At 65.0% G+C, this 1,153-nt stretch carries 1 protein-coding gene; it reads right to left on the bottom strand.

Annotated elements, in window-relative coordinates; all coding sequences use genetic code 11:
- Positions 1-793: 793 nt before the first annotated feature.
- Positions 794-1,153, bottom strand: a 360-nt coding sequence (locus JYJ84_RS37185) for an acyltransferase family protein (protein WP_205190348.1), incomplete at its 5' end; no start/stop codon positions are given.

Raw genomic sequence — 1,153 nt, forward strand, 5'->3', positions numbered from 1 at the left:
CGTGGAGCGGGTCGAGAAGATCCTCGCGGATACGGCGAAGGCCGCGAAGGCGAAGAAGCGGTAGCCGGCGCGAGCCGGCGGGAAACGGGCCCTCATGCGGCGGTGCGCTGCGTGGGGGCTTTGTTTTTCAGCGCGGGGGGCCTTTGTTGGGCGGGTGGTGGGCAGGTTGTCGCGTGCGGTGTAGGGCGTGTGCTTGACCGGTGGTCGGTTGGAAGGGGGCGGTTGGTGACGCGAGAGGGTGATGTCAGAGGGTGACGTCAGAAGGTGATGCCAGAAGGTGACGCGAGAAGGTGACGCGAGAAGGTGATGCCAGAGGGTGATGTCAAAGGGTGATGCCAGAAGGTGTAGCCGGCAGGATTTGACTCGACTGACAACGTCCGATGATTTCTCGTTCTGTCTCGCGGCTCACTTTTTCCTTGCAAGCTGCTTTGGAACGTTGAAGATGGCCCGTCGGACCTCAAGACGGGATGCGTCAAGGAACGAAACGGACGGCAATGCCTCGGACACTGTTCGTCGGGTCGAGTATCGGCTGATACACAGAAGGTGACTCCAGAAGGTGACTCCAGAAGGTGACTCCAGAAGGTGACTCCAGAAGGTGACGCCAGAAGGCCGCGCCCAGGCAGTCCCGGTGGTGGAAAGTCGGTCGAGGACGGCTCATGCGGGCCGTAGCGCGGCCCGACACCCGAAGGCTACCCATCGCACGCCAACCCGACGTGCGGGCGCGCTCAGGCCATGAAAAAGCCCCCGCGCAGCGGGACGCCGCACGGGGGCTCGGGAACGCGGACCTTTCGGGTCAGACGGCCCGTTCGGGTGCCGGCGTGACGATGTGGGCGGGGCGGGCCGGCTTGAAGCTGGCCGACCACGTCATCGCGGGCCGTTCGAACATCCGGTAGAACACATACGCGACCGGGATCGCGGCGGCCATGAACGCGAACGACGGCCAGATCGACAACTGCAGCTCGGAATGGAACAGCACCGAGCCGAGGCAGACGAACAGCGGCAGGTGGATCAGGTACAGCGAGTAGCTGAAGTCGCCGAACCAGCTCAGCACGCGCAGCGGCGGCGTCGGGCGCGGCGGGCGGGCAAGCGCGCGGTACAGGAAGCATGCGAAGCCGGCCGACCAAAGCTGGAACGCGCCGTACTGGCCGAAATG

It is taken from the genome of Burkholderia sp. LMG 13014 (genome assembly GCF_905232215.1).
Taxonomy (GTDB): Bacteria; Pseudomonadota; Gammaproteobacteria; order Burkholderiales; family Burkholderiaceae; genus Burkholderia.